General features: G+C 67.1%; 20 protein-coding genes. 3 read left to right on the top strand and 17 right to left on the bottom strand.

Annotation, left to right across the window (positions count from 1 at the left end; translation table 11 throughout):
- Positions 1–93 precede the first annotated feature (93 nt).
- The 3 genes from M3M54_RS12420 (at position 94) to M3M54_RS12410 (ending at position 2,584) form a co-directional block, all read left to right on the top strand.
- Positions 94–405 carry an antibiotic biosynthesis monooxygenase gene (locus tag M3M54_RS12420; RefSeq protein ID WP_249019364.1) on the top strand — a complete coding sequence of 104 codons (312 nt, stop codon included), beginning with the start codon at positions 94–96 and terminating at the stop codon, positions 403–405.
- Positions 406–451: 46 nt separating this feature from the next.
- Positions 452–1,363 (top strand): alpha/beta hydrolase, encoded by a 912-nt coding sequence (locus M3M54_RS12415; protein WP_249019363.1) that lies wholly within the window; start codon positions 452–454, stop codon positions 1,361–1,363.
- 132 nt (positions 1,364–1,495) lie between these two features.
- A complete protein-coding gene (locus M3M54_RS12410) occupies positions 1,496–2,584 on the top strand; it encodes a LacI family DNA-binding transcriptional regulator (protein WP_249019362.1) in 1,089 nt (362 codons plus the stop codon).
- 27 nt (positions 2,585–2,611) lie between these two features.
- Here the strand turns inward: M3M54_RS12410 and M3M54_RS12405 are convergent, their stop codons facing one another.
- The 17 genes from M3M54_RS12405 to M3M54_RS12325 form a co-directional block, all read right to left on the bottom strand.
- On the bottom strand, positions 2,612–3,844 hold the full coding sequence (locus M3M54_RS12405) for a dihydrolipoamide acetyltransferase family protein (RefSeq protein WP_249019361.1): 1,233 nt from the start codon (positions 3,842–3,844) through the stop codon (positions 2,612–2,614).
- 15 nt (positions 3,845–3,859) lie between these two features.
- Positions 3,860–4,837: an alpha-ketoacid dehydrogenase subunit beta gene (locus M3M54_RS12400; protein ID WP_249019360.1), complete on the bottom strand. Its 978-nt coding sequence runs from the start codon at positions 4,835–4,837 to the stop codon at positions 3,860–3,862.
- Positions 4,834–5,823: a thiamine pyrophosphate-dependent dehydrogenase E1 component subunit alpha gene (locus M3M54_RS12395; RefSeq protein WP_249019359.1), complete on the bottom strand. Its 990-nt coding sequence runs from the start codon at positions 5,821–5,823 to the stop codon at positions 4,834–4,836. Before M3M54_RS12395 ends, M3M54_RS12400 begins: the two co-directional genes overlap by 4 nt.
- Before the next feature lie 25 nt (positions 5,824–5,848).
- On the bottom strand, positions 5,849–6,604 hold the full coding sequence (locus M3M54_RS12390; protein WP_249019358.1) for an SDR family NAD(P)-dependent oxidoreductase: 756 nt from the start codon (positions 6,602–6,604) through the stop codon (positions 5,849–5,851).
- Positions 6,601–7,743, bottom strand: a complete 1,143-nt coding sequence (locus M3M54_RS12385; RefSeq protein WP_249019357.1) for a mandelate racemase/muconate lactonizing enzyme family protein — start codon at positions 7,741–7,743, stop codon at positions 6,601–6,603. Before M3M54_RS12385 ends, M3M54_RS12390 begins: the two co-directional genes overlap by 4 nt.
- Before the next feature lie 18 nt (positions 7,744–7,761).
- Entirely contained in the window at positions 7,762–8,637 is an 876-nt protein-coding gene (locus M3M54_RS12380; RefSeq protein ID WP_249019356.1) for an amidohydrolase, read from the bottom strand.
- The gene (locus M3M54_RS12375; RefSeq protein WP_249019355.1) at positions 8,637–9,728 is read right to left on the bottom strand and encodes a Gfo/Idh/MocA family protein; all 1,092 of its coding nucleotides are present in this window, start codon (positions 9,726–9,728) and stop codon (positions 8,637–8,639) included. Before M3M54_RS12375 ends, M3M54_RS12380 begins: the two co-directional genes overlap by 1 nt.
- Positions 9,721–10,035: an L-rhamnose mutarotase gene (locus M3M54_RS12370; protein ID WP_249019354.1), complete on the bottom strand. Its 315-nt coding sequence runs from the start codon at positions 10,033–10,035 to the stop codon at positions 9,721–9,723. The genes M3M54_RS12375 and M3M54_RS12370 overlap by 8 nt, the downstream gene beginning before the upstream one ends.
- 54 nt (positions 10,036–10,089) lie before the next feature.
- Positions 10,090–11,133 carry a substrate-binding domain-containing protein gene (locus M3M54_RS12365; protein ID WP_249019353.1) on the bottom strand — a complete coding sequence of 348 codons (1,044 nt, stop codon included), beginning with the start codon at positions 11,131–11,133 and terminating at the stop codon, positions 10,090–10,092.
- A gap of 127 nt (positions 11,134–11,260) precedes the next feature.
- The gene (locus M3M54_RS12360) at positions 11,261–12,259 is read right to left on the bottom strand and encodes an ABC transporter permease (RefSeq protein WP_249019352.1); all 999 of its coding nucleotides are present in this window, start codon (positions 12,257–12,259) and stop codon (positions 11,261–11,263) included.
- Positions 12,256–13,341 carry an ABC transporter permease gene (locus M3M54_RS12355; protein WP_249019351.1) on the bottom strand — a complete coding sequence of 362 codons (1,086 nt, stop codon included), beginning with the start codon at positions 13,339–13,341 and terminating at the stop codon, positions 12,256–12,258. Before M3M54_RS12355 ends, M3M54_RS12360 begins: the two co-directional genes overlap by 4 nt.
- A complete protein-coding gene (locus tag M3M54_RS12350; protein ID WP_249019350.1) occupies positions 13,338–14,891 on the bottom strand; it encodes a sugar ABC transporter ATP-binding protein in 1,554 nt (517 codons plus the stop codon). The genes M3M54_RS12355 and M3M54_RS12350 overlap by 4 nt, the downstream gene beginning before the upstream one ends.
- Before the next feature lie 95 nt (positions 14,892–14,986).
- Positions 14,987–16,114, bottom strand: coding sequence for an isocitrate/isopropylmalate dehydrogenase family protein (locus tag M3M54_RS12345; protein ID WP_249019349.1), 1,128 nt, complete (start codon positions 16,112–16,114; stop codon positions 14,987–14,989).
- Positions 16,111–17,229: an MmgE/PrpD family protein gene (locus tag M3M54_RS12340; protein WP_249019348.1), complete on the bottom strand. Its 1,119-nt coding sequence runs from the start codon at positions 17,227–17,229 to the stop codon at positions 16,111–16,113. The genes M3M54_RS12345 and M3M54_RS12340 overlap by 4 nt, the downstream gene beginning before the upstream one ends.
- Entirely contained in the window at positions 17,220–18,350 is a 1,131-nt protein-coding gene (locus M3M54_RS12335; protein WP_249019347.1) for a mandelate racemase/muconate lactonizing enzyme family protein, read from the bottom strand. The genes M3M54_RS12340 and M3M54_RS12335 overlap by 10 nt, the downstream gene beginning before the upstream one ends.
- Positions 18,351–18,458: 108 nt before the next feature.
- Complete coding sequence (locus M3M54_RS12330; RefSeq protein ID WP_249019346.1) at positions 18,459–19,835, bottom strand: chloride channel protein; 1,377 nt, start codon at positions 19,833–19,835, stop codon at positions 18,459–18,461.
- A gap of 16 nt (positions 19,836–19,851) precedes the next feature.
- Positions 19,852–20,355 (bottom strand): MarR family winged helix-turn-helix transcriptional regulator, encoded by a 504-nt coding sequence (locus M3M54_RS12325; RefSeq protein WP_249019345.1) that lies wholly within the window; start codon positions 20,353–20,355, stop codon positions 19,852–19,854.
- Positions 20,356–20,405 lie beyond the last annotated feature (50 nt).

Below are 20,405 nucleotides of genomic sequence, written 5' to 3'. Positions count from 1 at the left end.
TGTTCTAGCACCGCCGGGCTGGAGGCGCAGCCCCGGGCCCCATGCGTGTCACCCTGACGGGATTGCGCACACCAACTCAGATGGAGGCTGGCCATGAGCATCGTCAAGATCAACGCGATAACTGTCGCGCCCGACCGTTCGAAGGAGTTCGCGCGCCGCTTCGCCAGCCGCGCCGGGCGCGTCGAGCAGGCCACCGGCTTCGAGGGCTTCGAGCTGCTCTCACCCAACGACGGGCGCGATGTGCATCTCGTCCTGACCCGCTGGCGGTCTGAGCAGGACTTCGAGGCATGGGTGCACAGCGCCGACTTCGGGGCCGGCCACGCCCAGCACAGGTCCGAAGGGCCGGTGGGCTCCGCCAGCGAGGTGTGGTCGTTCGACGTGCTCGAGCAGATCAACCGGAGCTGATCAGCCGCTGCCGCGGCGCTGCGTGCCAGCCACCTACGATCTCGTCATGCTCACCGATCAGGCATCCGCGTTCCTGGCGGAGGGTCGTGCCCAGCATCTGCCACCCATCTGGGAGGTACCGATCGCGCAGACACGCGCCGATCTCGACCGTGGCGCGGACGCACTGTTCGGCCAAGCGCCAGAAGTAGCAGCGATCGAGGACCAGGACGCGGCTGGCCTACCGGTCCGCGTTTACAGGCCGACCGAGGCCCCCACCAGCGGTGCGCTCGTCTATCTGCACGGTGGTGGCTGGGCTCTGGGCAGCGTGCGGTCACACGACAGGCTGTGCCGCGCACTCGCCGCACACAGTGGCCAGACGGTGGTCAGCGCCGACTACCGCCTCGCTCCGGAACACCCGTTCCCCGCAGCCATCGAGGACGCTTGGTCGGTCACACGCTGGACCGCGCAGCGGTGGGACCACGTCGCCGTGGGCGGTGACAGCGCCGGTGGGCAGCTGGCTGCTTCGGTCGCGCTGCGAGCACGCGACGCGGGCCTTGAGCTGCGGCTGCAGGTGCTCATCTATCCGGTCACCAACCACTCCTTTGACACCGCCTCCTATGCGGCGTTCAACGACCTGGGGGCACTTACTCAAGCGGAGATGCGCTGGTTCTGGCGAACGTATCTGAGTGGTCCCAAGCAGACACCGGCGGTCGATCACTCACCGCTACAGGCCGCCAGCTTAAGCGGGCTCGCGCCGGCTCTGGTGATCACCGCCGCATGCGACCCACTCCGCGATGAGGGGGAGGCCTATGCGGATTGCCTACGTGCGGCGGGCGTTCAGACGGTGCACAGCCGCTACCCGGGCATGTTTCACGGGTTCATACGCCTGCCCGCTCGGATTGATGAGGCCAACGCGGCAATCGCCCAGGTGGCCGATGCCGTGCGCGCCGCCTGCGGCGGTCAAAGAGCTACCGCCTGAGCGTTTGGCAGCGGACGGACCGACGACCGGCAGGGGGGCGGGCGCAGCCGGACCTATCAGCAAGCGTAGCGGTGGACATAGCCTGGGCCAACAGCTACCGCAAGTGTTCCAGAATCGTTACCATCAGCACTGATGGAGGATCTTCACGCGAGCGCGGGTGACCGTGGCGACGCGAACCACAACGGTGTGCAGCGGCCGACCAGACGTCGTCGTGTCGGCATGCGTGAGGTCGCGGAACGCGCAGGTGTGGCGATCTCCTCCGTGTCACGGACACTCTCTGGCCATCCCGATGTGAGCGAGGAGATGCGCGAGCAGGTGATGGCGGCAGTCGCCGAGCTCGGGTACAAGCCCGACCTCCTCGCTCAGGGCCTGCGCAGCCGTGCGTCGCTGTCCATCGGTTTTGTCGCCGGCGACATCTCAAACCCACTGTCTGCCCAGATCGCCCGCGGTGCCGAAGTCAGGCTGCGCGAGAACGACTACTCGATGCTTTTGACCAACTCGCTGGTCGACCCCGAGCTGGATCGTCAGAACATCGAGCTTCTGGAGCAGCGTCGGGCAGATGGGCTGATCGTGCTGCTGGTGAGCGAGACGCACGAACCCACACTCGCCGCACTGGCAAACCTCACGGTGCCGCTCGTGGTCATCGAGCGTGACCTGCCGCCGCGGATCCACGCGAGCAAGGTCGTCTCAGACCACGCCGCGGGCGTGTCCGCGGCCGTCGAACACCTGCTGAGGCTTGGGCACCGGAGAATCGGATTCGTCGGCGGTCCCGACGTCCGTCCAACACGACAGCGCCTGGAGACCGCGGAGCGCGTACTAGCCAGCCATGGGCTCGACCCCCGAGCGCTGATCGCCCGCAACGGCCTGTTTTCAGAGGAACACGGCGCACGGGCGACCGCCGAGATGCTCGACCTGCCGGAGCCGCCAACAGCGTTGATCGCCGGAAGCAACCAGATCATGGCCGGAGCGCTGCAGGTGATCAGCCAGCGCGAATTGGAGCTCGGCCACGAGCTGTCGTTCGTCGGTTACGACGACATCGCCGTGGCAAAGGTCTACAGACCGCCGATCAGCGTTGTCGAGCGGGATCTGGTGGCGATCGGCGAGGTGGCGGCAGAGCTGCTGCTCACCCACGTCCGCGACCACACGACCGAGCCGCAGGAGGTCGTCATGCCGACACGCTATATCCCACGCGGCAGCTGCGGCCCGGCTCCGCAGCAGTAGAACGCTGTTGGCCTCGCCCCGTTGACCTCAGGCGAGCATCCGGAGCGGAGCCTCCAGCAGCTGGCGAATCTCTGACAGGAACAGCGCTGCATCGGCGCCGTAGAGGATGCGGTGGTCGCTCGCGAGCGTGAGTGAGAGCATCGGCGCTATCTGCAGCGCACCATCCCGTGCGATGGGCCTGTCGCGAACGGCGCCGACACAGAGGATGCAGGCCTGGGGCGCGTTGATTATCCCCTGGAACCGGTCGATGCCGAACATGCCCAGATTCGACACGGTGAACGTGCCGCCCTCCAGCTCCGACGCAGCGATCGTGCGCGAGCGGACCCGCTCCGCCAGTGCGCGACTCTCCCGCGCGATCTCGGCGATGCCCTTGCGATCGGCGTGGCTGATCACGGGAACAACGAGAGAGTCCGCTGCTGCCACCGCGAAGGCGACGTTGACCTCGTCGTGAAGCACGAAGTGGTCGTCGGCGAAGCTTCCGTTGGCACGGGGGTGGCGACGCAACGCGACGGCACAGGCCTTGAGGATGATGTCGTTGATGGAGGGCGGTGGATCGGCGAGCTGCCTGAGCTGCTCGCGCAGCGATAGCGCGGCGCCCATGTCAACGTCGACCTCAAGCGTGAACTCGGGGATGGTGCGCCGCGACTCGGTCATGCGCCGGGCGATCAGCTTCTGGGTGGAACCCATCGCTTGCAGCGTGGGAGCACCCAATGCGGCAGGTGGTGGCACGGGCTGGCCGGCGGCGGTCTGCGGCTGCGTAGCGTCGGCCCCCCGCGCAGCCTCCAGAACGTCCTGCTTCAGTACCCGTCCGTATGGCCCCGACCCGTTGACGGCAGTGATGTCGACACCGAGCCGGGCGGCGGTGCGCCGCGCCAGCGGCGATGCCTTGCGAGGACCCCTGCCGTCTGAATTCGAGTGCACAGCCACCGCCACGTCAGCGGTCGCCGCAGAGGCAGACTCTGTCCGGCCGCCGGCCGGCGCGGATGGCCGCGCTTGCGTTGCCGCATTCGGCTCGTCGGCCGCCGGAACGGCGTCGCCCACGTGGCCGATGAGGCCCCCGACCGGAACGGTCGAACCCTCCGGAACGACCACCGACAGGCGACCCGAGAAATCTGACTCGTAGGCCATTATCGCCTTGTCGGTCTCGATCTCCACGAACTCCTCGCCGCGCTTCACCTCGTCGCCGTCGGCCTTCAACCAACGTACGACCGTCCCCTCCTCCATCGAATCCGACAGGCGGGGCATCAGAACATCAGACATTGCTAACCCGACCTCTCAGTAGGAAACGGTCCGCTTGACCTGCTCGACGATCCGCTCGACGCTCGGGATCCATAGCTCCTCAAGTGCGCCGGAGTAGGGGATAGGCGTATCGGGGGCACCGACGAGCGCGGGCGGCGCGTCAAGGTGTTCAAGGCGCTCCCCGACCAGACGTGCCACCAGCGTCGCACCCCAGCTGCCGCTGTTCGGACACTCCTGTACGACCACCAGCCGACCGGTCCGGTCCACGCTGGCGGCGATCGTCGCGTAGTCCAGCGGCACGAGCGTCCGCGGGTCGATCACTTCGGCTTCGATGCCCGCCACCGCGAGCTCGTCTGCAGCCCGCATCGCGTGATGGCGCATCATCTGCGTGGCCACCACGGTCACGTGCTCCCCATGGCGAACTGTCTCCGCCAGTCCGAGTGGTATCGGTGCCGGCGCGTCGGGCAATTCGCCCTTGGTGTTGAAGAGCGACTTGTGCTCGAAAAACAGAACCGGGTCTGGGTCACGAATCGCCGAGCGCAACAGGCCATACGCGTCAGCTGGGGTCGCTGGGACCACGAGCTTGAGTCCGGGCACATTCAGAAACCAGTTCTCGACCGACTGCGAATGCTGGGCGCCAAACCCACCGCCGGCACCGTTGCACATGCGGATGGTGAGCGGCATCGATACCTGGCCTCCGGTCATGTACCGGTACTTCGGTATCTCGTTGGCGATGCCGTCAAAGCAGACGGCCGCAAAGTCGGCGAACATGATCTCAGCCAATGGCCTGAGACCCATGACCGCGGCACCGATCGCGGTACCGATGATGGCCTGCTCCGAGATTGGCGTGTCGCGCACACGCTTGGGACCGAAGCGCTCCAGCAGTCCCTCGGTCAGCTTGAACGAGCCGCCGGCGGCGGCGACATCCTCACCGAAGAGGAATACGCGTTCGTCCTCCTCGAGCGCGTCGCCCATCGCCCTGATGAGCGCTTCACGAAATGTCACGGTACTCATGCGTAGACGTCCTCCTCGAGCCGCTCAGGGTTCGGATCCGGCCAGCCACGGGCGCGCTCGAGTGCGTCCATCACCTCCTGTTCGGCGGTGGCTCTCAGGTCATCGAGGTGACCTCGCTCCAAACCCAGGTGTTCGAGCTTGGTCTCCAGGAGCCTGATCGGATCGCGCTCCAGCCATGCCTCGAGCTCGCCGGTCGGCCTGTATTTGGCGGGGTCGGAGCGCGAATGCCCCTTCTGTCGATAGGTGAGGGCCTCGACCAGGACCGGGCCAGCTCCGGCGCGCGCACGTGCGGCGTAGTCAGACACGGTGCGCCAAACGCCCTCGACGTCGTTACCGTCGATCGTCACTCCCGGCATGCCATAGGAGTCCGCGCGTTGAGCCAGCCGTTCTATTGGGGTCGTGGTCGCCAGTGGCGAATACTCACCGTAGAGGTTGTTCTCGCAGATGAAAATGACCGGTAACTTCCAGACCGAGGCCATGTTGAGCGCCTCGTGAAAGGCGCCGATATTGGTCGAGCCATCGCCAAAGAAACAGAGCGTCACCTCCTGGCGCTCGTTGTACTGGGCCTCGAAGGCAACACCCAGAGCGATCGGGAGATGGCCGCCGACGATCGCGAATGAACCGACAGCGCCAACGGCCATGTCCGTCAGATGCATGGAGCCGCCCTTGCCGGCGCACAGGCCGTTCGCCTTGCCGAGGATCTCCGCAAACGCCCGGTCGAGCGGAGCTCCCTTGGCGATCACTGCGCCATGGCCGCGGTAGGTGCAGAGCACCTTGTCATCGATGCCGACGGCGCGGCAGGCGCCCACGACCACGCCCTCTTGACCCTGGCACAGATGGGTCGAGCCCCGCACCAGGCCCTGCGCAAACATGCGGTGACACTCGTCCTCGAAGTACCTGATCTGAAGCATGGTGTGAAGCCAGTCGAACTGTTCCTCGGGCGTCGCCGCAGGAGGGTTCGCCACGGTCAGGTTCTCTTTTGGCATATGTTCGGAGCTCCACAGTCGATGGTCAGTACATGATTTGGCCGCCGGTCACGTTTATGGTCGCGCCGGTGATGTAGCGCGCGTGATCGGAGGCAAGAAAGAGAACGGCGCCGCTGATCTCGTCCGGCTCAGCCATGCGACCGAGCGGGATCATCGCGACAAACTGGTCGAGGTTTGGCTGACTGCGCATCATCGCCGTGTCCGCAGCGCCGGGAGCCACGGTATTCACGGTGATCGCGTCGGCCGCCCAGGAGCGTGCCAGGCCACGACTGAGAGAGACGATCCCGCCCTTGCTTGCCGCGTAGACGACAGACCCACCGAACCCGCCTGTCCACCACCCCTGCGAGGTGAAGTTGATGATCCGCCCGCCGCGACCCTGGGCTCGCAGAGCTCCGGCGACAGCACGATTCAGGAAGAAGGTGGCCTTCAGGTTGATGTCCATCTGAGTGTCCCAGTCTTCCTCGGTGACCTCGTCAACGGTCGCACGACGGCGTAGAACTGCAGCCAGATGCGCAAGCACATCGAGACGGCCCAGGTCGCGTTGCACGGTCGCGACGAGCGCCTCGTGCTCGGCGACCGCCGATAGGTCGGCGGCGAACCAGCGATGGCGTTCCGGCTGCGTGAGCTCGGCCGCAACCGCAGCGCAGGCGTCCGCGTCGAGGTCGACCAGAGCGACGCGAGCGCCCGCTTGCGCGAACGCATGAGCCACCGCGCGTCCGATCCCGCCCGCGGCACCTGTCACCAGCACGCCGCGATCTTCGAGTCCCAGGCTCCAGGTCACCGCTGCACCCGGTGATGGTTGATGTATTCGCTGTCAAGCTCCCAGCCGAGACCTGGAGCGTCGGAGAGCTCGAGCATTCCGGCTCGCAACACGGGGCGGTTGGCGATGAGATTCCACCAGATCGGATCGCGGTCGGGGTGAAAGCACTCGACGAAGCCGCCGTGCGGGATTGACGCCAGGAGGTGACTGGAAACCTGGGGCTCCTCGTGGTGGCCCATCACCACATCGCAGGACTGAGCGATTGCGGCTACACGGCGCCACTCCGTGGGACCACCCGACCAGGATGAGTCGAAGTTGCAGACATCAATGGCGCCGGCGACCATGAGCTCACGGCAGCCGGCGGCCGAGTACTCCGACTGACCCGCGCAGACCGCCACACCCGACCTGTAGCGGACCTCTCGCATCGCCGTGCGGTCGTTGTGCCAGTTGCAGGGCTCCTCCAGCCAGAGCAGGTCCTGCCCTTCCACGAGCCGCGCGAACCGGATCGCCTGCTGCGGCGTCCAGCCCTGGTTCGCGTCGGCGGCCAACACGAAGTTCGGACCAGCGGCCGCGCGGGCACGGATAAAACGCTCCGCGTCGGCCTCTGGACTCATCCCACCGACCTTGAACTTCATACCGGCAAGTCCCATCTCTCGCAGCTCGGCCACCTCCGCCTCTATGTCGGCGTCGGGCCCGTAGTAGCCACCGATCGCGATCATCGGACGGCTGTTGCTGTACCCGCCCCATAGCCTCCAGAGCGGCTGCCCGAGGGCCTTGCCGACCAGATCCCAGATCGCAAGGTCGACCCCGGCACAGGCAACCAGACCGAGCCTGCGGTCGCGCAGGATGTCGTAGGTCGCTGGCCGCGCCAGCTCCCAGCAGCGCTCTACCGCGAGCGCATCCTGACCGACCAGCGCCGGCTCAATCTCGTCGTGCACGATCTTCTCGATCTGCAGAAGCGCCTCGTCCTCGTCACCAGCGTACGCCTCACCGACCAGCCCGTCGGCCAGCACTCGCACGATCACCGTCGAGCGGTGCGTCATGTGGTAGTGCGAGCCCTGGTAGACCCGCCTGAGCGGCACACGGATCGCTGTCGTCTCGATGCCGACGATCGGCAGCGCCGCGGCCGCGGATGCCAAAAATGTGCTCGGAATGGTCATCTCGTGTACAGCTTCTCCTCAGAGTTCGAACAGGCGTTCCGCGTTGGCGAAGAACAGATCTGACTGCTCCTCGAGCGTGAGCGTGGAGACGATCTCCTGGTAGGCATCGAGCACCGCCTCGTAGGAGCTGAACGCTCGGTCAAGCGGCCAGTTCGTCCCGAGCACGCACCGTTTGGTACCGAACGCTTCCAGGCAGTACTCGAACCAGGGCCGGATCGACGCCACGGTCCAGTCGTGGTCGCACATCGCCAGCCCGGAGATCTTGCACCACACGCTCGGTGCCTGCGCAAGCGCGTCGATCCCGTGCTTCCAGAAGTTGAAGTACTCGGTGCTGCGCTCGCGGGGAAACCCGGCGTGGTCAACCACCACGGTCGTGTCGGGGTAGCGGTTCGCGAGGTCGCGCGCCTTGGCCATATTCTCCGCAACGCAGTCGAGGTCGCAGACCAGGCCGTGCTTGCCCAACAGCGCGAAACCGCGCGCGAAATCCGCGTCCTCCAGGTAGTTACCTTCAGAGAAGTCACGAAACCCACGGACACGCGCCGACGCCTGCAGGTGCCGCTCGATCTCCCGCTCCAGCTCGGGGGCCTTGAGGTTGGTGTCAGCGATGATGCCCGTCGGGATGCCGGTACGCCGCGCCTGTTGCTCGAGCCAGATGGTCTCGTCCACTGGATCGTCACCGGCATCCACATCCGCTTCGACGTGGAGCACCTTCACGACGTTGGCCGCACTGGTCTCGGTGATGAACTGCTCGGCCCCATAGAGGGGGAGCTTGACCGATTCGATATCGCCGATGATCGGATGGATCAGCCCCGGCTTGAGCCAGGCGTAGTGCAGCTTCGGGTGACTGAGGTCCCAGAAGTGAACGTGAGTGTCAAAGAACGGCAGGCGCGCCATCAGCGCTCCCCGGCAGCGGCCTGCGAGGTGCCGACCGGCTGTGGCCTGCCGGTGCGAGCACTCCGGTACGCGGCGTCGAGGAGCTCGACAGTGCGTGCGCCGAGCTCACCGGGAGAGCAGTTCTCCACGTCGCGGCCGAGCGCGAGGTCGACCAAGACGTTCGGTGGTCCATCGTCGTTGTAGAGCGCGTCGCCGGGCTTGACATCGAGCCTGATGTCGTGGCCATCCGGCCGGTACAGCCACACCATTTCGCGTTGCAGATCGCAGGCGAAGTGGCCCTCAGAGCCGATTGCCCGGACCTCCAGCTGGTGCTTGTTGCCATCGTAGCCCTGGTGTGCGGCACCGCCGGAGATCGTCCCGATCGCACCGTTGCTGTAACGCACGGCGATCGCGTCGTAGAGCTCGACCGGGGCGCCCAGCGCCGTCTCCATGAAGGCAAACGCCTCGGCCCCGCGCAGGCCGGTGATCCAGAGCGCGAGCCCCAAGGCGTGGGAGAGCTGCGCCTGGCCGTAACCACCTCCGGACAGTGACGGGTCCGTCCAGGTCCTCGCTTCGGGCATCAGCTCTGGGTCGGCGTCGGGATAGGAGCCGAGGTTGGCCAGCAGCTCGCGGGTCACCGAGGACATGGTGATCGTGAGCTGCTCTATCTCGCCAATCCCCACCCGCCGGAAGAGGTCGCGCGCGGCCGTGAGCATCGGGAGATAGTTCCAGCCGAAGCTGCACACGAGCCGGAGGCCACGGGCGTTGGCGATCTCCACAAGCTCCCAGGCCTGCGCCGGGTCAATGGTCACCGGCTTCTCGATCAGCACATGGGCGCCAGCCTCCAACGCGGCCTTTGCGTGCTCGTAGTGCAGCGCACTGGGTGACGAGACCACGCAGATGTCGATGCCGGCGCCGACCACGTCCCGGTAGTCCTCACTGGCCAGCGCGAACCCGTAATCGGCTGCGATCTTCGCAAGCGGCTCAGCCCCCTGGCGACAGACGGCCGCAAACTCAACCTCAGATCGGCGGCGTGCCAGGTTCGGCAGGTGAGAGGCCAGCGCCCAAGAGCCAGCGCCGATCACGCCGAGCCGCAGCTTGCGGTCAGTCAAGGTGCCACACCTCGGGAACGCTCATCGCCTTTCCATCCTCGCCGTAGCGCCGGTCGATGATCTCCTCAAACCATGCCGACCAGCGCTGGTCGACTTCGGTGGCGGCCATCTTCGCAAACGCCGTCTGCGTGTCCGGCTCGCACTCCGCATAGGCGATCACCTCGAGCTCGCGCAGAAACAGCGTGTAGTTGCTGATGCCTGACGCCTTCAGGGCGCTGACCATCTCGGGCCAGATCTCGTCGTGGCGGCGCCTGTACTCGTGCGCGGTCCCAGGCTTGATCGTGAATGTGAAGCAGGTCCGTTCCACGGCTACCTTTCGATCGGTTGGAGCCGACCCGCGAGGGCCGGCTCCAACCCTTGATCAGAACGTGAACGCCTTCAGGTTCTTCTTGCTGAAGACCTCGGCGTTACCGGCCTTGACCGTGCCCTGTGGGCCAACCTTGAACTTCCCGAGACCGTCCGGGCAGCTGTAGGTCTGGCCCTCCTTGCCGGTCACCTTGCCGATCAGCACGTAGTGCATCGTGCACATCGCCACCTCGCCCTCGCGGGCAAAGTTCCACAGCGCGAACTGCTTGACACAGCCCGAGGTCACATACGGCTTCATCTGCTGCGGATCACCGAGGCCGGTGACGACGTACTTGCTGCAGAGGTGCTGCTGCTTGACAACCTGTGCAGCGGCCGCGACGGCGACCGTAGTGGGGGCGATGATGCCCTTCATCGTCGGGTACTTCTGGATGATGCTCTGCGTGTACTGAACAGCCGCCGGCGTGCCGTCATTCGGCGGGTTGACGATCGCCAGCAGCTTCATGTTCTTGTACTTCTTGTCCTTCTTGAGATCCTGCTTGAGGACGTTGTTCCACAGGACCTGGTTGGAGTCGGTCGCCTGGGCCGAGAGGATCACGAAGGAGCCCCTGTAGTGGATCTGCGAACCGAGCATGTTGAGCTCGGTCTGGGCGATCGACGCAGCTGACGTTCCCTCCACGTACACGGTGCGGGCGTTGGGCTCGACATCAGAGTCGAAGGAAACAACCTTCATGCCATGAGCCCGCGCGCGGTTGAGCGCGGGGCTGACCGCGGCAGGGTTGTCTGCCGAGATGAACAGACCCTTGTCACCCGCCGCTGCGGCGTTGTTGATGAAGTTCACCTGCTGCGTCGCGGAACCGGTCGTCGGACCGCCATACTTCAGGGTGTACCCGTAGGCCTTGGCGACCTTGGCAGCACCCTGGTCGGCCTGCGTGAACGGTGGGATACCGGTGAACTTCGGCAGCATGAACAGCGTCGTGCCGGAGGCTCTGTGTGCAATGCGCGCGGTCGCTCCACCCACCGTCAGCAGGGTGGCCACCGCGGCGACCACCAGGGCGGCACTGGCCGTCCCAAGCAGGCGCCAATTTCTGAGAACCTTCATGTGACTGCACTTCTCCTCTCTCCCCAGCGGGGACTTTTGTTAGGTGTTACGGTCGGGCGGCAACCGCGAGGCGACTTGAGCCCGCGCGAGCCGTTGTTCTGACTGAGCAGCGACTTGAGCCGCATGGTCACCCCGAGCCAAGCTGTTCGGATACGGCGGCCCGGCGCCGCGGCCGGCGCAGGCCAGTGAACGCGTTGATGCCGGCACCGGCGCCGATGGCGATGATGAGGATCGCACCGACAGCGATCGTCTGTGCCTGTCCCGAGAGACCTGCGAGCCCGAGCGCAGCCTGCAGGACCGCGAGCAATACGACCGCGAGCACAACGCCGGGAATCGTGCCGGTGCCCCCGTAGGCGCTGACACCGCCTAGGATCACGGCGGTGATCGCGGGAAGGAGCTGGTCGCTGGCGATCGTTGCCTGGGCCGTGTCGTAGTTACCCACATACAGCACGGCGGCGAGCGCCGAGAACACACCGGCGATCACGAAGGCGAGCAGACGCACCCGCACCACCGGAATCCCCGAGAAGAGCGCGGCCTGCCTGTTGGCGCCAACGGCGAACAGCGAACGACCGTAGCTCGTCAGGTGGATGACGAACGCGAGCGCGGCGGCGAGCGCAAGAACGACCACCAGAGAGATCGGGATCTGTGTGCCGCCGATGTTGCCCGAGCCGAGGGTGACCAGGCTCTGCGGCAGGTTGATGATCGCCTGGCCTCCGAGGATCAGGAAGGCAACCCCTGTGTACGCGCCCATCGTGCCCAGCGTGACCGCCAGCGCGGGGAGCTCCAGGAGGACGACGAAGAGCCCGTTGATCAGTCCGAGGACGGCTCCCAGGGCGATGGCCACCGCTATCGCAAGCCAGATGTCCATGCCGTCGGTCCACAGCTTGGCCATCAGCACACCGCAGAGCGCGAGCATCGAGGCGATCGAGATGTCAATGTCGGCGGTGATGATCACCGGCGCCACGCCGATCGCAAGCAGTGCCAGATCGGCGTTGTTGAGCGCCATGGTCTGCAGGTTGTAGATACCCAGGAGTGCCGGGTGGGTGATACCCCCCACCACTGTCACGACCGCAAGCAACGCGATCAGGCCCGACTCCCAGCGCCTCAGCGACCGCCAGCGGCTCATGCTCGCAACTCCTGCGCGGCGCTGGGCACGGAGCCAGCCTGGGCCGATGAGTCGCCGCGATCCTCGGCCGTGCCGAGCTGCCGCCGGGTGGGCCTATCAAGACGGCGGCTGATCAGCGCGTAACCCGCCACCGCGACCACGATCGCCGCTCCCTGCAGTGTCTGTTGAGCGAAGATCGAGATCTTCAAGAGCGCGAGTATGTTCTCGATCTCAGTCAGCAGCAGCCCGCCCAGGGCGGCGCCGAACGCTGTCCCCGAGCCGCCGAAGAGGCTCACGCCGCCAATCACCGCGGCGGCGATCGCGGTCAGCTCAAAGCCGTTGCCGGCGGTTGCGTCCACGTTGCCGTACTGGCCCGCATAGAGGAGTCCTGCGAAGCCCGCGAGCGCACCACACGCGGCAAACACCTGGTAGGTACGCCTGGAGGTGCGGATGCCGAGATAGCGAGCGGCCTCGGGGTTGGACCCCATGGCGTAGAGGTCGCGCCCCCACGAGGTCCGGCGGCCGACCAGCGCGACGACGACCGTGACGGCCACCGCCGCCCAAACCAGGGGGCTGAGCCCGATCCAGGATTCCGAAACGATGTTGGCGAGCCAGCTGGGCAGCTGGTCGGCATACAGCTGCGAGCCGTGCGTGGCGACCACCTGTAGGCCGCTGTAGATCGAAAGGGTCGCGAGCGTGGCGATGATCGCAGGCATCTTGACCCGCTCGACGAGCAGGCCGTTGAAGAGCCCGAGGACCGCTCCGAGCCCGAGCGAAGCGACGATGCCGACGACCGGTCCAAGCACGCCGACATGCAGGCCGCCAACCAGCTCACCGATCAGGTAGGCGCTGAGTCCCAGGGTGGCTGCGGTGCTGAGGTCGATCTGCCGTGTGACGATGACGAGGTACTCGCCGACCGCCACGATCACGACCAGGCTGGCGTTGTCAAGAATCTCGGTCGGGTTGCCGGAGCTGCTGAAGGATGGGACCGCCACGGCGGCGATCAAGGTGATCAGCACGAGAATGCCAAGCAGGCCGGTCTCGTTGTGCCGCAGCAGCGCGCGCAGGCGACTGCTCGCCGAAACCGCCGGCCGCTCGCTCACGCCGCGCTCGCTTCCCGGGCGCCCGCGGCGGCCCTCATGATCGCGTCCCGGTCCGCGTCAGCCTCGAACTCCGCGACCAGCCTACCGGCCCGCATCACCAATAGGCGGGTGCTCATCGCACAAACCTCCTCAAGCTCGGAGGAGATCAGGACCACAGCCACACCGGTACGAGCGAGGTCGGCGACGATGCTCAGCACCTCCGCCTTGGTGCCGACATCGATGCCGTGGGTCGGCTCGTCCAGAATCAACAGGCGCGGCGAGGCGGCGAGCCACTTGGCGAGAACCACCTTCTGCTGATTGCCCCCCGAGAGGGTGCTGACCAGCTGATCGATCCGACCGGCCTGCAGCTCGACGCGCTGGGCGAGCGCAGCGGCACGGCTACGCATCTCCCGCGAGCGGAACACGCCGAAGCGGTTCACCAGCTTCGGCCAGATCGACATGGTCATGTTGAGCGGAACGCCCATCGACGGTACGAGTCCGTTGACGAGACGGTTCTCGGGCAGATAGGCGACGCCACAACTGACGGCATGACGCGGGGACTTCGGCTTGAACGGCAGGCCGTCCAGCTTGATCGAGCCGCGGTCAATCGGGCCGATGCCAAAGATCGCCTCTGCTACGTCAGTGCGTCCCGCGCCAACCAGGCCCGCGAACCCAACGATCTCCCCGGCGCGCACCGAGAAGCTGACGTCCTCGAAATAGCCCTCGCGACTGAGGCCGTTGACCTCGAGCACCACCTCGCCCGGGCTCGTGGGGCGCTCCGGAAACAGGCTCGACATCTCACGACCGACCATCAGGCGGATCAGCTCCGCGACGCTGGCCTCGGAGGTCTTGCGCTCGGCGACCCACTGCCCATCGCGCATCACCACGACACGGTCGGTGATCGCCTGGATCTCGTCGAGCTTGTGGCTGATGAACATCAGCGCCACGCCACGGTCCCGAAGCTTGCGCACGATCCTGAAGAGCTGGTCAATCTCGCGGCTCGAGAGTACGGCGGTCGGCTCATCGAGGATCAGCACCCGAGCGCCGGCGCCGAGCGCCTTGGCGATCTCCACCAGCTGCCGATCGGCTACGCCAAGATGCGAAACGGGCGTGTGGACGTCCAGTTCGACGCCCAACTCGCGCAGCGTGGCGCTGGCGCTCTCATAGAGAACGCGCCAGTTCACCAGCCGGCGACTCTTGGGCAGCCTGTTCGCATACATGTTCTCGGCCACGTCGAGGGTCGGGAAGACCATCGGCTCCTGGTAGGTCGCGGTGATGCCAAGCATCTGCGCCGCGCGCGAACTGCGCAGGCTGCGCGACTCGCCGTCGATGAGAATCTCACCCTCACTCGGCGCGATGACGCCCGTGAGGATCTTCACGAGCGTGGACTTTCCGGCGCCATTCTCGCCGAGCAACCCGAGCACCTCGCCCGGGCGCAGCGCGAGGCTCACACCTTTCAGCGCGTGAACACCGCCGAACCACTTGCTGATGTTGCGCAGCTCGACCACCGGCGCGATCGTCTGGTCAGCGGCACGGCGCTCGGCGGTTTCACTGTGGCTGACAGCTTCCATCCCTCTCGGAAACGATTCTAGCAACGTTTCCGGGACGTGTCGATCGAGGCCTTTCATGATGTTCGCCGGCATCGATTCTTACCCTGCGACGCTGCTCAGACGAGAACTTGGGGCTCGGTCACCGCGCCGCCCGAAGCCGCTCCATCCGCCAGCAGGCGTCCGACCGCGGTAGCAACGGCGTCACCAACCTCAGCCGTTGACGCCTCACCACCGAGGTCACGTGTCCTGGGCCCCGCCAGGCAGACCGCCTCGAGCGCGGCCATCACGGTCGCCGCCTCGCGGCGAGCGCCCAGGTGCTCGAGCATCAGCGCCGCCGACCAGATGGCGCCGCTCGGGTTGGCCCATCCCCGCCCCGCGATGTCGGGCGCCGAGCCGTGCACGGGCTCGAACAGTCCAGGCCCAGACTCGAAGCCGATGTTGGCGCTGGCGGCCATGCCCATGCCGCCCTGGAGCGCTGCCGCCAGATCCGTGAGGATGTCCCCGAACAGGTTGGAGGCGACGACCACATCGACCGACGCCGGGTTGGTGATCAGCCGAGCACAGAGCGCGTCGACCAGGACTCGCTCAACCCGCACATCCGGGAAATCCAGCGCGACCTCTTCGACGACCTCGTCCCAGAACGGATAGGCGTAGCGCGAGGCGTTTGACTTCGTGGCGTTTGTGAGCACACCTCGACGGCCCCGCGCGAGGCGGAAGGCATAGCGGATCACGCGCTCGCAGCCGAAGCGGGTGAAAACCGTGGTGTCTATGGCCACCTCCGCCGGCTGACCACGATGCACGCGGCCACCGACGCCCGCATACTCGCCCTCGGTGTTCTCGCGCACGAACACCATGTCAATGTCGCTCGGGCCGCGGCCGGCGAGCGGGCAGGGCACGCCGGCCAGGAGCCGCGCAGGTCTGACGTTCAGTCCCAGATCCAGCTCCTGACGGATCTTCAGGATCAGGCCCCAGAGAGCCTCCGGATCTGGGACCGTCGGGTCGCCGACCGCTCCCATGAGGATCGCGTCCTGAGCGCGCAGGCTGTCAACCGCGCCAGTCGGCATCATCGTGCCGTGCTCGTGCCAGTACGCCGAGCCCCATGGCAGATCGGTCCAGACGATGTCGAGCTCCAGCGCCTCCAGAACCTTGCGCGCCTCGACGGTCACCTCGGGGCCAACGCCATCGCCGGGGAGCAGGGCGATTCGCAGCGGTCGCCGGCTGCCGGCGGACATCTCCTCACTCATGCGAGCATCTCCAATGGTGGGTCGAGATCGGGTACCAGACGTCGCCACTTCGCGACGAGGTCGGCGTCGCTCAGCGAGTCCGCGCGCTCGCGCTCAACCACTCGCCCACCGAGCGTCAGGCGAGTGACGGGGCTGCCACCGCGGAGCCTGATGCGCGCGCGCAGACTCGACACGGCGCTGTCGTCAACAGCGCAGACGGCGAGGTCGCGGCCCAGCAGCGTCGCAGCCACAGCATGCTGACAGCTCCACCAGGCTTCACGCGCGGTGCGCGGGTTGCTGATCCCAGCCAGCGCCGCCGTTGCGTCGGGCACGTCCAGGAGGATCTCGCCCGCCTGCGCCGCGACATCGATCGGTTCGAACTCGCTCGCTACGTCGACCGCGGCCTGATTGAAGCCGGATGTGGCATGTCGGCGGAAGCTCACCTCCTCGAGAACCGTGCGCGGACGCGGGCCATCCAGGCCGGCGGCGCTCCCACCCGTGGCGGCGATGAAGCCACGCGGATGCTCCAGCGTATCCTCCGCCGCCGACAGCTCGGCCAGCTCGGCGCAGCGCAGGCCGCTGGCGACCGCGTGGTCGCGGTGAAGGACCCTGGTGTCCGTGTACTCGAGGATGCAGAGGATGGAGCCCCCCGCGACGGACAGCGCATGCGCCGCCGCTCGAACTGGGTCCGCACCGATACAGAACGCGGCTGTCACCGCTGCGGCGACGGTGCCGGCGGTCGCGGTCACGTGCCAGTAGCGGCGATGCTCGCTGCCGAGCGCAAGACCAAGCCGACCACCTATCTCGTAGCCCATGTGCGCCGCCAGCCAGAGACGCTCGTCGCCGGCGCCGGCGAGTTCGGCAGTCGCCCAGACGATCGCGCCCAGGTGAGTCATCGACGGCCAGTGGATGTCGTCCAGGTCGCCGAACGCCGCGCGACCCGCGGGCCCGAGCGCCGCCGGCGCCTCGCGCGCACCCACCGCCGCGCATGCCAGATAGTCAAAACGTGCACGACGCGCGGCCCGCACGCTGACCGACGGGTCGTAGCTGGCCTCGGCACTATCCAGAAGCCGTTTGAGCAGGGTGTCTTCGTGAGCGTGGCCCCAGACCGACGCTGTATGAGCCGCTAGCGCCATGCGTACTTCCGCAGAACGTGCTCGAGTGGCTCCACGCCGAGGCCGGGACCGCGTGGCACGTCGATCCAGCCGGCGGCCTGCGCGAACGGGGTTTCGACGAGCTCGTGCTGCATCGGGTTCTCATCCGGCTTGAGCTCCTGGAACATGCAGCGCGAGGTGCTCGCCGAGAGTGCTATCGAGGCGGCGGTGTTGACGGCGCTTGACCATGCGTGGGAGTTGAACCACAGGTTCGCCTGCTCCACCTGTGCGATCACCGCCAGGGTTCCGGTGATCCCCTCGGCTCGCCCGACGTCGCAGCCGATCACATCAATGACGCCGGTGGCGATCACCTCGGCGAAGCCACGCGCGTCCCACTCACGCTCGCCAGCCGCGATCATCGTCCCAACGTGGGCGCGCAGCTTGTGAAAGGCACCCACGTCCTGTGGCTCGAATGGCTCCTCGATCCACTTGAGCCCGTACTGCTCAAAGGCGCTCACGCGTCTGATCGCCGAGTCGAGGTCCCAGACCAGAGACTGGCCGCGATCCATCATGATCAGCGCCTCCGGCCCGACGGCTTCACGCAGCAGCGCCACGAAGTCGATGTCACGGCGAACGTCGTAGCCGAGCCGTGCGTCGCCGCGCTTGCCCATCCCGATCTTCACGCCGACGTAGCCCTCATCGCGCACGTAGCGCCCGTGCCGCTCGGCTTCGTATTCAAGGCTTGAATTGAAAGCATGCGTGGAGGCGACCGCCGGCACGCGGTCGCGCTGGACGCCGCCCAAGAGCACCGCCAGCGGCTGAGCGAGGATCTTGCCCTTGAGATCCCAGAGCGCGACATCGATCGCCGACAGCGCAAACGCCGCCGCGCCGCCGCGGTAGGAGTACCACCACGTGGCGTCCTTGAGCCGCCGCCAGGTGGCCACGTTTTCGAGCGGGTCGGAGCCGACGACGAGCTCAGCCATGCCGTCCACCATCGCCTGCGCAGCGCGCGTGGCCGCGGGGAACTGCGTTATCGCCTCACCCCAGCCCGTGTGTCCATCGTCGGTTTCAAGCCGGACGAACAACAGGTAGCGCTGGTTGTTGTTGTCGTTCGGTTCCGGGTAGGCAACCGGAAACGTGCTGACAGCGCTGACGCGGCTCATGCGACCCTTCCTCTCACGAGCGCAGACGATACCAGAAACGTTTGCAGGAAGCGATGCCGATCGCCTGACGAGCGGAGCACGGAGCCTGGTGGCCGCTGCCGGGCGCGCTCAGCCGCCCGAGTCGGGGATGACCGGCTCCTCGGCGCGCGTGTGCAGCTGCGAGCGGTAGATGCTGTCGTCCGCGCGCTTGACGATGAACCAGGAGATCGCGACGGCCACCATCGCCGGCCCGAGCAGGGTGATGCTGCCGGTCATCTGCGCGACCATCAGCATCACCGCCACGGGCGCACGGGAGATGCCGCCAAAGACGGCCATCATGCCGACGATCACAAACGGCGCGGGGTCGTGGCCGACCGCAGGCGCGAAGGGCTCGAGCAGGCGCCAGACAGCCAGGCCGGTGAAGGCGCCGATCACCATGCCGGGCCCGAAGACGCCGCCGGAGCCGCCGGTACCGATCGAGAGCGACGTTGCCAGGATGCGCGCCAGCGGCAGCGCCAGGATGATCAGAAGCGGCGTGTGCACGAGCTCGGTGCCAAGGCCCTTCTGCACCCAGCCGTAGCCGGTGCCGAGCACCTCGGGCAGACCGAGCGCGATCAGGCCGACGAGCAGGCCACCGAGCGCGGGGCGCAGCTTGCGCGAAAACGGCAGGCGGTGTGAGAGCGCGACGATCCCGTAGAAGGAGCGCGAGTACAGGAGGCCAAGGCCACCGGCGAGCAGCCCGATCAGGGCAAACCAGACGAGCTGCAGCGGCTGGTCGAAGCGGTAGCCGCCGGGGATCGCAAACAGCGGCTGGTAGCCCAGGAAGGCCCCGAAGATCGCGTAGGCGATGATCGAGGCGAGCACCCCAGGGAGCAGCGCCTCGAACTCAAAATCGTCGCGGTAGACGATGTCGGCGGCCAGCACGGCACCGCCGAGCGGGGCGCTGAAGATCGCGCCGATGCCGGAGCCGACGCCCACCGAGACGGCGATCCGGCCGTCCTCGGGGGAGAGGTCGAGCAGGCGCGCGAGCAGGGAGCCGAAGCCGGCGCTGATCTGGGCGGTCGGGCCCTCGCGGCCACCCGAGCCGCCGGAGCCGATCGTCAGCGCCGAGGCGACGATCTTGACCGCCACCGCACGCAGCCGGATCCCGCGTGGGTTGCGGTGAACCGCATCAATCGCCGCATCCGTGCCGTGGCCCTCGGCCTCCGGCGCGAAGGTGAAGACCAGCCAACCGGACAGCAGCGCCCCCAGCACCACCACCAGCGGGATCGCCCAGGCGCGGGCGTAGTGGGCGGAGCCCGCAGCGTTGCCCTCGCCGGCGGGGGTTGGCACGTGGTAGCCGGCCAGCAGGCCGAGAAAGAGCTGGGTGGAGAGCCGCAGAGCCTCGTAGAAGACGACCGCGCCGAGCCCGGCGATCACGCCGATCAGCGAGGCCAGGAGCAGCCACTTGGGCAGATAGGACATGCCGTTCACGCGCGCGCGCAGCGCCCGCACGAAGGCGCTCATGATCGCCTCACCGCGCTCATCGCGCGGGGTCCCGATCGAGGTTCCAGCCGAGCGTCCAGCTCTGCTCTGGCACCTCGCCCGCCGCCGCCGCGAAGGCGCGCAGCGCCTTGACCACCATCGCCTGGTCGTCGGCGGGCATGCGCGCAAGGATCTGCTCAAGCTCTGAGCGGCGGTGGCGTGTGACCTCGGCAACCAGCTCGCGCCCGGCGGGCGTCAGCGAGATCCGCACGGCGCGGCGGTCATCGGTCAGGCGGCGGCGGCTGACCAGTCCGCGGCGGATCAGCCGGTCGCACATGCGCGTGGCCGTCGAGCGGTCGACGCGCAGGGCCTGGGCGAGCTCCACAAGGCGCAGCGGGCCGCGCGAGGCGACCTCAACCAGCGCGCGGTACTGGGCCAGCGTGACCTCGTCGCTGACCTGGGCCAGCGACCGAGCGGCCACCGCCACCAGCGCCCGGCTGGCGCTGAGCACGCTGTCCACGAGCTCGTTAGGGGGTGCAGCAGGCTGACGCTGATCCGACATGGTTGCAGCATACAACTATCGCACTATGCAGCGATCGCCCGGACGGCCCG

This window comes from Conexibacter sp. S30A1 (genome assembly GCF_023330665.1).
Taxonomy (GTDB): domain Bacteria; phylum Actinomycetota; class Thermoleophilia; order Solirubrobacterales; family Solirubrobacteraceae; genus Palsa-465.
This window is presented reverse-complemented; position numbering and strand designations above follow the sequence as displayed.

Excerpts from the sequence above, each read along its gene's own strand:
- M3M54_RS12365 (WP_249019353.1), bottom strand. The coding sequence starts at position 11,133 with ATGAAGGTTCTCAGAAATTGGCGCCTGCTTGGGACGGCCAGTGCCGCC.
- M3M54_RS12415 (WP_249019363.1), top strand. The coding sequence starts at position 452 with ATGCTCACCGATCAGGCATCCGCGTTCCTGGCGGAGGGTCGTGCCCAG.
- M3M54_RS12360 (WP_249019352.1), bottom strand. The coding sequence starts at position 12,259 with ATGAGCCGCTGGCGGTCGCTGAGGCGCTGGGAGTCGGGCCTGATCGCG.
- M3M54_RS12420 (WP_249019364.1), top strand. The coding sequence starts at position 94 with ATGAGCATCGTCAAGATCAACGCGATAACTGTCGCGCCCGACCGTTCG.
- M3M54_RS12350 (WP_249019350.1), bottom strand. The coding sequence starts at position 14,891 with ATGGAAGCTGTCAGCCACAGTGAAACCGCCGAGCGCCGTGCCGCTGAC.
- M3M54_RS12340 (WP_249019348.1), bottom strand. The coding sequence starts at position 17,229 with ATGGCGCTAGCGGCTCATACAGCGTCGGTCTGGGGCCACGCTCACGAA.
- M3M54_RS12325 (WP_249019345.1), bottom strand. The coding sequence starts at position 20,355 with ATGTCGGATCAGCGTCAGCCTGCTGCACCCCCTAACGAGCTCGTGGAC.
- M3M54_RS12330 (WP_249019346.1), bottom strand. The coding sequence starts at position 19,835 with ATGAGCGCCTTCGTGCGGGCGCTGCGCGCGCGCGTGAACGGCATGTCC.
- M3M54_RS12400 (WP_249019360.1), bottom strand. The coding sequence starts at position 4,837 with ATGAGTACCGTGACATTTCGTGAAGCGCTCATCAGGGCGATGGGCGAC.
- M3M54_RS12335 (WP_249019347.1), bottom strand. The coding sequence starts at position 18,350 with ATGAGCCGCGTCAGCGCTGTCAGCACGTTTCCGGTTGCCTACCCGGAA.
- M3M54_RS12385 (WP_249019357.1), bottom strand. The coding sequence starts at position 7,743 with ATGACCATTCCGAGCACATTTTTGGCATCCGCGGCCGCGGCGCTGCCG.
- M3M54_RS12405 (WP_249019361.1), bottom strand. The coding sequence starts at position 3,844 with ATGTCTGATGTTCTGATGCCCCGCCTGTCGGATTCGATGGAGGAGGGG.
- M3M54_RS12380 (WP_249019356.1), bottom strand. The coding sequence starts at position 8,637 with ATGGCGCGCCTGCCGTTCTTTGACACTCACGTTCACTTCTGGGACCTC.
- M3M54_RS12410 (WP_249019362.1), top strand. The coding sequence starts at position 1,496 with ATGGAGGATCTTCACGCGAGCGCGGGTGACCGTGGCGACGCGAACCAC.
- M3M54_RS12345 (WP_249019349.1), bottom strand. The coding sequence starts at position 16,114 with ATGAGTGAGGAGATGTCCGCCGGCAGCCGGCGACCGCTGCGAATCGCC.
- M3M54_RS12395 (WP_249019359.1), bottom strand. The coding sequence starts at position 5,823 with ATGCCAAAAGAGAACCTGACCGTGGCGAACCCTCCTGCGGCGACGCCC.